This window comes from Selenomonas sp. ND2010, assembly GCF_000702005.1.
Classification (GTDB): Bacteria; Bacillota; Negativicutes; order Selenomonadales; family Selenomonadaceae; genus Selenomonas_A.
On the sequence record NZ_KL370847.1, the window covers coordinates 95368 to 108895 of the forward strand.

General features: G+C 47.6%; 11 protein-coding genes. 10 read left to right on the top strand and 1 reads right to left on the bottom strand.

All coding sequences use genetic code 11. From position 1 onward, the window contains the following. Positions 1 to 10: 10 nt before the first annotated feature. From T504_RS0112465 to T504_RS15125, 9 genes are all read left to right on the top strand, one after another. Positions 11 to 1594 (top strand): glycosyltransferase family 2 protein, encoded by a 1584-nt coding sequence (locus tag T504_RS0112465; protein ID WP_033171361.1) that lies wholly within the window; start codon positions 11 to 13, stop codon positions 1592 to 1594. Positions 1595 to 1609: 15 nt separating this feature from the next. Continuing rightward, positions 1610 to 2836 (top strand): autotransporter strand-loop-strand O-heptosyltransferase, encoded by a 1227-nt coding sequence (locus tag T504_RS0112470; RefSeq protein ID WP_051635382.1) that lies wholly within the window; start codon positions 1610 to 1612, stop codon positions 2834 to 2836. Between the two features lie 5 nt (positions 2837 to 2841). Continuing rightward, complete coding sequence (locus tag T504_RS0112475; RefSeq protein WP_033171362.1) at positions 2842 to 3981, top strand: FkbM family methyltransferase; 1140 nt, start codon at positions 2842 to 2844, stop codon at positions 3979 to 3981. Positions 3982 to 4057: 76 nt separating this feature from the next. Next, complete coding sequence (locus T504_RS14025) at positions 4058 to 6553, top strand: hypothetical protein (protein WP_051635383.1); 2496 nt, start codon at positions 4058 to 4060, stop codon at positions 6551 to 6553. Then, positions 6553 to 7923 carry a Gfo/Idh/MocA family oxidoreductase gene (locus T504_RS0112485; protein WP_033171363.1) on the top strand — a complete coding sequence of 457 codons (1371 nt, stop codon included), beginning with the start codon at positions 6553 to 6555 and terminating at the stop codon, positions 7921 to 7923. Before T504_RS14025 ends, T504_RS0112485 begins: the two co-directional genes overlap by 1 nt. Next, positions 7920 to 8666: a glycerophosphodiester phosphodiesterase family protein gene (locus T504_RS0112490; RefSeq protein WP_033171364.1), complete on the top strand. Its 747-nt coding sequence runs from the start codon at positions 7920 to 7922 to the stop codon at positions 8664 to 8666. Before T504_RS0112485 ends, T504_RS0112490 begins: the two co-directional genes overlap by 4 nt. Before the next feature lie 508 nt (positions 8667 to 9174). Further along, the gene (locus T504_RS0112495) at positions 9175 to 9663 is read left to right on the top strand and encodes a hypothetical protein (RefSeq protein ID WP_033171365.1); all 489 of its coding nucleotides are present in this window, start codon (positions 9175 to 9177) and stop codon (positions 9661 to 9663) included. Further along, positions 9660 to 10583, top strand: a complete 924-nt coding sequence (locus tag T504_RS0112500; RefSeq protein ID WP_033171366.1) for an NAD-dependent epimerase/dehydratase family protein — start codon at positions 9660 to 9662, stop codon at positions 10581 to 10583. The genes T504_RS0112495 and T504_RS0112500 overlap by 4 nt, the downstream gene beginning before the upstream one ends. 37 nt (positions 10584 to 10620) lie before the next feature. After that, on the top strand, positions 10621 to 10773 hold the full coding sequence (locus tag T504_RS15125) for an IS3 family transposase (RefSeq protein ID WP_156033551.1): 153 nt from the start codon (positions 10621 to 10623) through the stop codon (positions 10771 to 10773). 135 nt (positions 10774 to 10908) lie between these two features. Here the strand turns inward: T504_RS15125 and T504_RS0112505 are convergent, their stop codons facing one another. Further along, positions 10909 to 11727, bottom strand: coding sequence for an Rpn family recombination-promoting nuclease/putative transposase (locus T504_RS0112505; RefSeq protein ID WP_231473918.1), 819 nt, complete (start codon positions 11725 to 11727; stop codon positions 10909 to 10911). A 232-nt stretch (positions 11728 to 11959) separates the two neighbouring features. On the opposite strand from T504_RS0112505, the gene T504_RS0112510 reads away from it, so the two are divergent. Next, the gene (locus tag T504_RS0112510; RefSeq protein WP_033171368.1) at positions 11960 to 13162 is read left to right on the top strand and encodes a CDP-glycerol glycerophosphotransferase family protein; all 1203 of its coding nucleotides are present in this window, start codon (positions 11960 to 11962) and stop codon (positions 13160 to 13162) included. Positions 13163 to 13528: the final 366 nt, after the last annotated feature.

Here is a 13528-nt window from a genome sequence, read left to right on the forward strand (position 1 = left end):
AAGGATGATCATGATGCAGATAGCGGTAATCTCGATGGTACGCAACGAAGCGGATATCATCGAAAGCTTTGTGCGCCATGCCGCAAGTTTTGCGGATAAACTTTATATAGTAGACCATGCCAGTACGGATGGTACCTATGAGATCTTGCAGCAATTAGCAGCAGAGGGCTTGCCGCTCACTGTGCAGCAGTTTTCCGAATCGGAGCAGGCACAGGCTGAGGTCATGACAGACCTGATGGAGCAGGCTTTTGCGGCGGGGAGAGACTTTGTTCTGCCGCTTGATGCCGATGAATTCCTGCTGCCGGATGGGGAGCAGGATATGGGCTGGTGTCGCGAGGCGCTGCTTTCCGTTTGTACGCCATCTGATATTTATCAGCTGCCATGGGTTACTTATCAGACTGTAGAAGAATATCATGGACAGCAGTTTATCCTGGCAATGGAAAGCCAGCGGGAAAGCCAGTCTGAAGAACTCGGGAAACTTCTCTTGGGGCGTGAGGCTTGGGAAAAGACAGGTTTCCGTCTGAGCCAAGGCAATCATCATGCTCTGCTTCCGGCAATCGACGGTTTGCAGCGGTTGAAGCCGCTGCCGCTAAATGGTGTGCATCTGGCCCATTTTCCCTGGCGCAGCAGCGAGCAGGCCGCGTCAAAAGCCGCAGTGGGGTGGCTGGCCAATGTGGCCAAATACTCACGGCAGACGAACCTGGCCAATCATTGGCGGCAGGGGTTCTATCGGTTGCTGGCAGGCGAGAAAACGAGCCGCCCGTTGTTAAAGCAAGGCCAGATTGTGCGGCTGGCACCAGCCTGTAAGGCGCTGCAGCTTTCGTATACGAGGGCACAGAGCGGCGAAGCCGTGCTGCTTCGCAATGTCCTGCTGGCGGCCGAACAGCTGGCCAATGCTTATAGTGAGCAGCAGGCTGCCAGTGAACAGCATAAGGTATCGCTCCTGCTGCCCTATATTGGAGAGCAGGAGCCCTTTCAGCAGTCCTTTGCCAGCGTGGTGGCGGAGGATTATCCGCAGGTGAACCTTATCGTATTCCCGTTGGGAGAAACAGCAAGTCGTGACGATTGGCTGCTCGGATTCTTGGAAGAGCAGTCGGAAAAGACCACGAAGGATATTATCTATCTGCAGGAGCAGGGAGATATTCTCTGGAAGGATTTATGGGAGTCCGCAGATGGTGAATTCATCCAATGGGTGTTCCCTGGCGATATTTTAGCGAAGCATAAAATACAGCCGATGGTTACGACGCTGGCGCGTCATGGCAATATTGATTTCGTGCTGACGAATAGTCTGGATTATCCTGCTTTGCAACCGGCAAAAGAGCGGGGAACGCTGGTGGATTTGCAGCTGCCGGACGGTTTTGCCATTGGCGATGGCAATGTCTATCGGCAATATCTGCAAGAGCACCAGGCACTGTTGACGGGCGGCTTGTCCGCGCCTTTGTTCCGGCGGCAGACGATGCAGCGGTGCGATTTTGGCCGGAAATTCCTGCAGGACGGAGAGCCGCAATGGCAGGCGTTTTGGCAGGCCGTGCTTCAGGATGCCATCATTGGCGCGATGGATACTCCGTTGGTGGAAATGCATAGTCAGCTGTAGAGAGGAGTTGGCAGGATGCACTTATGGCCGGTATTGTATTTTTATTCGGGCGTGAAGGATTTTACCGCCGAAGACAGCGGAATCTTTGTCCGTTATGATGAATTGGCAGGGATGGTCAAGGGCGACACGGGCATTGAAGGACTAAAACTCGATTTTAATGCCGGTGTGAGGGTGGCAGTTCCTGCTGGTGATTGGCAGGTCAGGATTACCGATGCGGACAGCGGGCAGGTGTTTTTCGATGGACAAGCATCGGAAACGGTACTTATTTCGATGGAGCAGTATTTCATTCGCTGGCAGATTGAGGTGAAAAAGGCAGGGCAGCTGGTCTTTGCGCATACCTATGATGCGGCAGGGCAGACGGTTTGCTTTGTTTTAGAAGGCGATGTGCTCGGCGATATCATCATGCTGCTGCCCTACCTCCGGGCCTTTGTGCAGCAGTGGAAATGCCGTGGCGTGATTCTCGATAAACCGGCATTCCGCGAAATCCTGGCAAACTACTATCCGGAATTTACCGTGGTGGAAGAATTCCCCGAAGATGCCTATGCGACCTATCATATCGGTGCCTTTCAGACACCGCCGTTTTTGATGCCGGACGACAGCCGGTCTTTGCCTGTTTCGTATATCGGCCGGGAATTGTTGGGGCTGTATCGGGCGGCAGAGAATGTTATCTATGAGCCAACCCAGCCGCGGGCGATAGGGGAGCCCTATGTCTGTATCGCGGTGCAGGCTTCGGGGGCACGCAAATGCTGGCTGCATCCGCAGGGCTGGGAGCAGGTTGTGGACTATCTGAAACAACTTGGCTATCGGGTCATCTGCATCGACCGCGAGCGGGCAACCAACAGCGATGGCCTGCATATTGAGATGCCCGCAGGGGCCGAGGATATGTCTGGGGCTTACACGTTGATGGATCGCGTCAATATGCTGGCCTATGCAGACTTTTTTATTGGCCTATCAAGTGGCCTGTCGTGGCTGGCCCATGCAGCTGGGTGCCCAGTGGTGTTGATTGGCGGCATATCGCTGCCCTATTCGGAATTCGATACGCCCTATCGGGTGCAGAATCGGCAGGTTTGCCATGGCTGTTATAACGATTTGCGCGTGGACTGGCGGGAGGATAAATGTCCCTACCATAAGGGAACCGCGCGGGAATACGAATGCTCAAAGAAAATTACCCCACAGCTGGTCATCGGGACGATCGAACGGTTATTGCAAGATCGTGTATCATATGGAGAGATAGAAGGGTGAAGGCAATGAAAGATTTCCTAACGATGGTCAAGAAACTGTATCATCGCAACTATGAGGATTCGATGGAGGCAATCAAGGAACAGCAGATTCCCTGTGCGTATTTTTATCCTATGGAACCATTCGCGTCCGGTAATATCGACGCAGTGCGGGAATGGGGCATGAACGTAACGACAATCTGCACTTGGGACAAAAACGTTGGCGAAATTAATTATCCTGCTTGCCGTGTCGTGGGGCTTAAAGAATTCCTGTCAGACCCGCGCGAAGTGAAAATCATGCTGCTGCATCCGCAGATGTGGCTGCCCGTGCTCGATAAGGTACTGGCCCCCTTGGGCGTGGATTCTATCAACCTGGGCCATTTGCAGGACGCAATCAATATAAGGGATTTTATCTTTGATAATTTGCCACGGCTTTATGAGACCTATGCCTGCCTTGGTCAGGAAGAATCGAAAAAGTCCTATCTGGCGGCGATTGCCGGCAATGTGTCCTGGCAGATCCGGGACTATCACTTTGCGCCGGAACCGCAGTATATGCTCGAAAGCTTTATCCCGCAGGAAGATGACATTGCGATTGACGGCGGTGCTTATGATGGCGGTACAGCAAGATTGTTTGCCTCGCTCGGGGCGAAAGTCTATGCCTTTGAGATGGATAGGAGAAACTATGAAGTCTGCCAGGCCAAAGCCGAGCAATACGGTTTTGTGGTCGAAAATATGGGCCTTTCCAATGTGGAGGCCGATGCGCATTATAACAGCGGTGGCACCGCCAGCTGCAAGCTGGACCATGGTGCCGAGAAGGCACACTTTATTTCCGTCGATGCGTATGTCGAGCGGGCAAACCTTCCGCGTGTGGATTATATCAAGCTCGACGTCGAAGGGGCTGAACGGGAGGTTCTAGAGGGCGCGGCGGCCTCCATCCTGAAATGGAAGCCAAAGATGGCTATCAGTGCCTATCATCGTCCCTATGATCTATGGGATTTGCGCGAATACGTCTCCGCACTTTGCCCAAGCTACCGCTTTGAATTCCGTCACTATCCCATAGACGTCACGGATTACTGGCTCTCGGAACAGGACAAGGCGTTGCTGCGGGAATATGGGCTGGGGTATAAGATTCCCACGTCCTGCGAGACAGTGCTGTATTGCTGTTCCTAAGAAATAAAAGGGAATGGCCGGGCAATTGTCGAATGTATAAAAGATAAGACATAGTATGTACAAGAGGTGAAGAAGGATGTTGGGATGGAGCCAGAAACGTCAGCTGGTACAACAATTGAAGACAGCGGCAATTGCCATGGGGAGTCTGCGGCGGGTAGGACGGGAACCAGGCACAGAGCTCAGGGACATCCTGTCAAGTACTGATGACTGTTGCCGGTTGCAGCTGAGTGCGGAACGGTATGATTTTTATCATCAGATTTTTGATGGGCTGCTTCAGGTTTTAGGGAGAGACTGGCAACAGATGGCGGCAGCAGAGCGCAAAGAATCCAGTGCACTCTGCCAGGATATTCTGGATGTTGCCATCAAGGCGATGCAGAAGGAAAAATGCCGCCGGATTATTTTATTCATGCCGTATAAGGCTTCTATGTGGGACAGCCTAGAAAGTGTCTGGCTGGCAGCTGAGGCCGATGAATCCTGTGAAGCTTATGTGATGCCGATTCCCTATTTTGAACGGAAGACGGACTATACCTTTGGCACGATGCATTACGAGGGAGCTTTGTTCCCGGATTATGTGCCAATTCTCGACTATCAGCATGTAACGCTGGCGGAAATGCATCCAGAAGTAATATACATCCATAATCCCTACGATAACGGCAATATGGCGACAAGTGTGGCGCCGCAGTACTATTCGGAAGAATTGAAGAAATATACGGATATCCTGGTCTATATTCCCTACTTTGCGACTGCAGGCGGTATGGGGGATGGGCAGCGATTCTGCTTTGCCTATCAGAATGTGGACTATATTATCGTGCAGGCGGAATCACTGAAGGAATTCTATGATCCGCAGGTCGATCGGGCCAAAATCCTGCCGCTTGGCTCCCCAAAGTTTGACCGGATTGTCCGGATTTGCAAAGAGCGGCCAGAGCCGCCAGCAGCGTGGAAGAGCCGGCTGGCGGGAAAGACCGTGTATTTCTATAATACCAGTTTGGCGGGGATGATTAACAATCCGTGGGCCTTCCTGAAAAAGATGGAGTACGTATTCCGTACCTTCGAAAAACATCCGGAGGCCTGTCTGCTATGGCGGCCGCATCCGCTATTGGAGACGACATTCCGCTCGATGCGTAAGGACTTTTTGCCATTCTTCCATCAGCTCAAACAATACTACCTGGAGCATCAGATTGGCATCTACGATGATACGCCGGATATCGATACGGCAATCGCTTGGTCGGATGTCTATATCGGTGACTCGGGCACCAGTGTGACGTCACTGTTTGGTGTGGCAGGAAAGCCGATGTTTATTTTCAACAATCTCATCGACCGGCTGCCGGAACCTGAAGATTGGCGTGGCAATCTTAATCTGACCGATAACTTGAAATGGATTGTGACCGGAAACAATGACTTGTTGTGGTCACCAAAGATGGATGGTCAGTATGAGTTTTACTGCAACTTGTCGGCATATACAAGCGGCGCTTATTATGGACGCGTCTTTGAGACAGAGGACTATGTGGTGATTTGTCCGGCCAATGGCCAGGAAATACTGCTGGTGGCTGACCATCGCGTCGTGCGGCGGATTCCGCTGCACGATCGTTGCAGTACTGCAGCACGCTTTGCTGGAGCATGGCAGATTGGCCCATATATTTTCTTGATACCCATCCGTTATCCGGCGATTGTCCGTTATGATATAATGAATGGCCAGCTGGACTATATCGATGGCTATGCAGACGTCATAGCCCAGGAGGTAGATGGCAGCTGGACCGTAGGCGGCAGTTGTGTATGGCAGGATATGCTCGCTATTGCATCACCGACTGATGGCCGCATCCTGCTGATTGATGCGGTGACCTTGCAGGTGGAACTTCTCAATCTGGATGAGCAGGATGAAAATGGCTGCTTGGTACTGATGCCGGATGGCGAAGAAATCTGGTGCCTGCCGCGCAAGGGCTATACCATCCGCTGCTGGAATCCGCGTACGGGAACGATAAAAGTCTATGCGGATGTGCCGGAGAATTTCCACTCGGAGCATGTGCCGCTGAGGTTTGAATGTGAGATGAATCCTTGGAGCAGTCTGACGGTAGCAGGCGATACAGTTTATCTGGCACCATTCTGGGGCAATCGCTTCTTGAAGCTTGATAAGAGCACCGGTGAATTTTCGGAGTGGCAAGTACCGTTCAAGGCAACTTGCCGGACGGATAATGGCTATCTGCCGGTTTGGGGCTGTGCAGGTTTCCTGGATAAGGAAAAAATCTATTATATCCCCGAGCGCCGTGTCTATCGTTTTAATGGGCGGACCAATCAGTTCATCGAATATCCGCTGGCACTGGAACCAGCGAGCCGGCAGAAATTGCGAAAAGGGTTCGGCCGTATTTCGGAGTGGTTGCGGTATGGCTGTCTTGAGGATGCGTACAATACACTGGAGGATTTCCTGCAAAGAGGTTTTGCGGAGCAGGGCTTTTCGCGCAGTGCTCAGCTGGAAGCATACAGTGAGATTGCCGCGCATATCGATGGTACGGCAGGAATTGCTATCCACCAATATATCTCGGAACAACTTGATGCGAAAAAAGGAGGCGAGAGGTAATGAAAAAAGTCATAACATACGGTACCTTTGACCTCTTTCATGAAGGCCACTACCGGCTGCTCAAACGAGCTAAGGCATTGGGCGACTATCTGATTGTCGGTGTTACCACGGAGAGCTTTGACGAGGCACGAGGCAAGCTGAATGTTGTCGATTCTTTGATGACGCGCATTGAAAATGTCAAGAAAAGCGGCTTTGCCGATGAGGTCATCGTGGAGGACCATATCGGCCAGAAGGTTGAAGATATCCAAAAATACGGGGCGGATATCTTCGTGCTGGGGTCAGACTGGACGGGAAAATTCGACTATCTCAAGGATTTCTGCGAAGTCCGTTACCTCGAGCGTACTAAGGGCATTTCGAGCACGATGAAACGCACGCATAATCATAAAATCATCCGCATGGGCCTCATCGGCAGCGGCCGCATTGCGCGGCGCTTCGTGCCCGAGGCAAAATACGTCAGCGGCATGGAGCTCACGGGGGTATTCAACCCGCATATCGAAAGTGCCAAACGCTTCGCGGAGGAGATGGAGTGTGAGTTCTACACGGCTGATGAAGAAGAATTCTACGAACATGTCGATGCCGTAGACATCTGCGTGCCGCATGAGTTCCACTATATCTATGCGAAAAAGGCGCTGGAACATGGCAAGCATGTGCTTTGCGAAAAGCCGATGACGCTGAAAAAGACCGAGGCTGAGGAACTGTTTGCGCTGGCCGAGGAGCGCGGGCTGGTGCTTATGGAGGCCATAAAGACGGCCTATACGCCAGGCTTTATCCGCCTGCTGTCGATGGTACAGAGCGGTGTTATTGGCGAGATTCGCGATGTAGAATCCTGCTTTACGCGCATATTCCCCAAAGACTCGATGCGCGAGCTCACCAATGCCGAACATGGTGGTAGCTTCACCGAGTATGGCAGCTACAATCTGCTGCCCATCATTAAGCTGCTCGGTAAGGATTACCAAGATATCCGCTTCGAGTGCTTTAAGGCAGCAAATGGCGTTGACCTCTATACCAAGGCTTATTTCCGCTACCCGCATAGCATGGCGACGGCTAAAACCGGCCTCAAGGTAAAATCTGATGGTCATCTGCTGATTTCGGGGACGCGTGGCTATATCTTTGTGCCCGCGCCGTGGTGGAAGACGACGGAATTTGAAATTTGCTATGAAGATTTCACGCAGAATGAAAAGGTCTATACCAAGTATTTGGGGGATGGCCTGCGCTACGAATTAAGTGATTTTGTCTCGGCCATCAACGGCAATCCGCGTGGCGGCTTTAAGCTCACGCGGACAGACTCCATTGCCTTTGCCGATATCATGGAGAAATTCCTGGCCTGGCGCAAACAGACCAGAATCGAGGAAGGAACAGTTATCGTATGAAATTTTGGGCACACCGCGGCTGTAGCCAGCGCTATCCGGAAAACACGCTGACCGCTTTTGAAAAAGCCGCCGAACTCCATAAACATGGACTGACGGGGATAGAGCTGGACATTCAGCTGACAAAAGATCAGCAAATGGTTGTATGCCACGATGAACGCGTCGATCGCACCACCGATGGCATTGGCAATATCCGTGATTTTACCTTACAGGAATTATCCTGCCTGCATATCGCCACAGGAACGCCGAAGGTCGAACATATACCGACGGTCGAGGAAGTATTTGATTTGCTTGCGCCGTATATCCAAGCAGGTCTGCAGGTAAATATCGAGATAAAGAACAATGTTTATCACTATCCAGGCATTGAGCAGAAAATCGTCGAATTCATCCAAAAGCGTGGGATAGAAGACAACATCGTCTACTCGAGCTTTTATACCAAGAGTTTGGAAGTAGTACATAATCTCTCGCCTGCCGCTAAGCTGGGCATACTCGATGTCAATGCTTCAGACTGCTTGTTCAAGCAGAAAAACTTTCCTGGTGCCGCCATTCATCCCTTCTGGCGGGCAATGGATCGGACTCGTGAAGAACTGACCGGTCAAATAGTCCGCGCATGGTTCACCGGCCACCTGTATCCCGAAAAGCCGACAGGGACGAAACTTGACTTGTCAAAACTAGAAGCTCAAGGCATAACAGATATATTCATCAACGAGCCGGAGGCGTATGTAAGGAATGATGTTGTAGCTTGACAGAGTAGTGTTATTATGCAATAATGAAAGTACGAAAAGAAAACACAGATACAAGAAGCCCCTTGGCAACCTCTTACCTTCGCCAAGGGGCTTTTTGCGTGTCTATAACATATCACTTATGTAGCATATGTTTGAGTAATTCGAACAGAATACTAGCAATAAGAGATGCTAAGACACTCACGAAAAAAGAAAACACAGATTCACCTCCTTTTCAAGAGGCTGTATCTATTGTCTATAAAATATCATAAAAAGTCAACTGATTTTTATATTGGTTAATAAAGGCATGAAGAAATGATTTTTATTGAGCAATAGAATGAAAAAATATATAATTATAATATAAAATAGCGAAGGAGGCGGAACTGCGGCAAATTGCTGCCAATGGATTTGAGCTTCTAGGCATTCAGTTAAGTGAGGAAATGCTATCCTACATTGCGGAAGAAAGTGCGACATCGCCGCAGCTCATGCAGGAGAATTGCTCTAATCTCGCTTATCTAGTGGGTATAATAAATTGGAAGCAATCTCATATGATGATATCCGGGCCGCCTTTGCGGAAACCTCGTATCATTATCCGAATTATGCCGATGTAGTAAATAATGTATTAAAGGGGCCTAGTAAGGGAAAGAGCCGCAGAAAAGAATATACCTTTGCCGATGGCCGGACTGGGGATATTTATCGGTTGTTGCTGTTAGCTATCTGTGAAGACCCGCCAACATTGAAATTAACGGTAGATGAAATCAAGGAAAGGCTAGCAAAATTCATTGGTCAAAGCCAGCTGCCTCCGACACCTAACTTGAGTAAGAATATTGGTCATGCTGAAGCGATTATCAAGGAATCTGTACTTGAACCAGATACAATAGATTGGAAAGAGGGAACATTGTACATTCTAGATCCGTTTTTGCTATTCTATTTGCGGTGGGAAGATGGTTGGAAAAAATGCGATAAATGCAAAATCACTAATAACGCACAGTCGTTTCAGCAGAAGGAGACTACACTATGAAGATTTTAGTGACAGGGGGCGCAGGATTTATTGGTTCCCATTTGGTGCGCCAACTATTAAAAGAAAAAAATGAAATAACGGTATTGGATGATGTGAGTTCCGGGTCTTGGCAGCATTTGCAGGGCTGTAAGGAAAAGTGCGATTGCTGGGAAATGGATGTCAGGAGTAAGAACGCTAGAGAGAAGATTGAGACGGCATACTTTGACGTTATCGTGCATTTGGCCGCTCAGACTATGGTGGATGTATCCATAAAAGATCCTGAGCTTGATGCATCAAAGAACATAATGGGGACAGTTAATATTTTGGAGGCAGCCCGTAATAGCGGTGTAAAACGAGTGATTTTTTCTTCTACAGCAGCTGTTTATGGTGATGTGACTGAGGATAAGTTGCCTATCCGGGAGAATGAAAAACTTACGCCGATGTCTTTCTATGGTTTAACTAAGATAACTGTAGAAAAATATCTGCAGCTTTATCATGAGCTGTATGGTTTGGATTATGTTGTTTGCCGATTCGCAAATGTTTATGGTGAGCGTCAAGGTGACCGTGGTGAAGGCGGAATTATCAGCATATTTGCCAAACGCATCGCATCTGGTCAGAATATTACGATTTATGGTGATGGCACGCAGACCCGAGATTTCGTGTATGCAGGTGATATCGCACGTGGTATTTGCAAAGCGATAACTACGACGAATGTAAATAATATATACAATTTAAGTACGCAGACCGAAACAAGCTTACTGGATTTGGTACGGGTTATGAGTGAGGTTTCTGGGAAGAAACTTATTCCGAAGTTTGGGCCAGGACGCGAAGGTGATATTTATCGTTCAATACTTTCGAATGAAAAGGCTATGCGCGGATTAGGATGGAAACCAGAGGTATCACTGCAAGATGGCTTGAAGCGAACGATGGAATTTTTTTAAAAGAATAGTTGATAGGAAAAACGTTAAAGTGTAATCATTGAAACATGAGTATTTCTATTTGCGGAAATTCAAGACTGTAGAGAAGCTAAAATATGGTGTTTACCAGTTCATTTATGGAAAATACAACCGTAAGCGGACATATTCTTATAACGGTGGACTAACCCCTTACGTTACGCAAGGGGAAGTATGAAAAAATATCACTAAGTGTTACAATGTTGCTTGACCATTACGATTAGCTCAAAGCATATATAATAGATGAAAGCCGTGGAGATAAGGTGTCTCCACGGCTTTCATTTGAATCATTTACTGCGTAGTCTAAAGAACTTTACAACTTTGAGAGGAGAATTTCACGCAGTTCGTTAGGAATGTTAAGGATGTTCATGGCTTCTTGGGCACTTAGATGCTGAGCCGCCATCAAATTGCGGACTGCCGTCAGTAACCCGTCTATGCGTCCCTCGGCAAGTCCCTCGTTTAATACTTCGTTCATGATTTCACACATCTTAGTCACCCCTTTATCATTGGTCTTGTAGAAACGGACTCGTTCTGCCAATTCAGGATAGTACATATCGTCGGCATTGGTACAGTGAAAATCATGCATTAACCGGCCGAGTGGATAATCGATGGATTGGCACGCGGTATTTACGTAGATGATATCAGCACCATCATGGAACATAGAATGTTCCATCTCGTGAATGGTTCGGTGAATATGGTAGATTGGTTTAGCGCCCTTTAAAATATCGTGTTCGGTAATGAATATTACGCAGGTTTTTGGCAAATCTTTCCAATGGGTATTTTTCTGTACCTCCATAGCATCAAGTAAACTGCTGTTATAACGGGCTCGAAGAGGCACAGCTCCAGTATCGCTTCGTTGTACTTCAAAATCGTAGGCGACTCCCTCGTTGTCTTTGGCAAATACATCAAAACGAACTTCACGCCCGTAAAGATTGGGAACGGTATTTTGGGTCACCATATCTACAATCTTTAAATCATTACGTACCTTGATGATACGCAGAAGCAATTCCATTCCTTTTGGATACCCGTCGAAACAACTGTTGAAAAAGGTATCATCCAACAATTTGAAGCGCTGGATGCGTGCCAGGTTTCGTTGTCGGCGCAACGCGTCTTGTGATAACGTTTTAGACACCTTCTTTCTTAATTATAGAAAAATGCAGGAAGTGTTGCAAGAGTAATGTTTTTATAAAACTTATGTTCTTATATATATTATATCATAAGGCAAACATAAATTCTATAAAACAGAAAGTATACATAAGCGTTTCCTGCTGAGATGAGATAGGAGGCGATGAATACAAAAGAAGGAGAAAAAGGCTGGAAGTCGAATATATTTATTATATTGTAGGAAGAGAGGACGAAGGATTTTGAAGCTATCAAAAGAGGACAGATATATACGTCGCCGCTTGCGACAGGGAAGGAAGCAGGCGCGGGAATTTTATTATTGCCGCAAGTATCCCATCGATCCCAAGAAGATAGTTTTTACCACCATTGAAGGAACAACCGGCTTTTCCTGCAATCCGAAATACATTGCCTTGGAACTGTTGCGCCGCCGGCAGGATTTAGATCTTGTCTGGCTTGTCGATGATATGAGCAAGGAATTTTCAGCCGGCATTCGCAAGGTAAAGAATACACTTAAAAATCGTGCCTATGAACTTTCAACGGCGGCTGTCTGGGTGGATAATAGCCGCAAACAGCTCGAATGCCGGAAAAGGCCAGGGCAGTTCTATTTGCAAACCTGGCATGCAAGCATTGCCATAAAGCCGATAGGCCTTGAGCGTGGGGCGTCATTCTCGAAGATTGCCCGAATGGTAACAGAACATGATTCGCGTATGATTGATTTGTTTGTCACTAACTCTGCCTGGGTGGAAGAACATGCAGCGCTCGGAATGCTGTATCATGGAGAAATGATACGTACCGGCTCAGCTCGGGTGGATGCACTGATTAATGATAGAGACAATATCCGGCGCAAATTTCGCGAAAAATATGGTTTAGCTAAAGATACAAAGATTGCAATGTACGCGCCGACATTCCGAAGCGGGAGTCAGGGGACAGAGCGCGATCCGGCTATGCAAAATAAGATGCCAGATTTCAGAATGTTGAAGGAAGCTTTGGAAAAGCGCTTCGGCGTCAACTGGGTAATTGTTCTGCGGCTTCATCCGCAGCTGACGGCCCGTCATATATCGTTAGGATTGACAGACAAAACAGGAACCATAATAGATGCCAGCCGTGAGGAAGACATGTGCGAGACTTTGGGCGCAGCAGATTTCCTGCTGACAGACTATTCTGCGTTGGCTTTTGATGCGGCGTTTATGAACCTGCCGGTTTTTTTATATGTCTATGATTTAAAAGAGTATATCAAGGAGCGGGGACAACTTAGTTGGAATTTAGAGGGGCTGCCGTTTCCTTATGCAGAAAATATGGATGAACTGTGTAGGCGAATGAATAGCTTTGAACTGGAAGGTTATAAAAAAGCATTGCAAAAATTGTGGAAAATTACCGAACTAAAGGAAGATGGACAAGCATCTAAGCAAATTGTAGATATTATTGAGGAAACGCTGAAGGGATAGTATAAGCAGAGTGACATTGCTGGGAACTATGTTATTTAAGACTTTTCAAAATGTCTTCTAGCAGAAAAATGGTGATTGGTAAAAGGCACTAAATAAGAGTTGGTAATTATTACAGTTTTATGGCTTTTTAACAGGAGTATGGAGAGTAAAACTGTTTAGATGATGTAGGTAAATAGTTTTTTTATAATATGAAGGTAAATATGAATATTTTATCAGCAAAAAAGAAATTTAAATATGCAAGACAAAGCGGTATGGTTTGTTGTTTAATTGTTTTTTTTTTTTGATAGATTTGAAAATGTTTTGATCAAATTATCTGTTTAGATGTGGAAAATTGATTCATGTTATTAACAATTATAACGTGTTTAG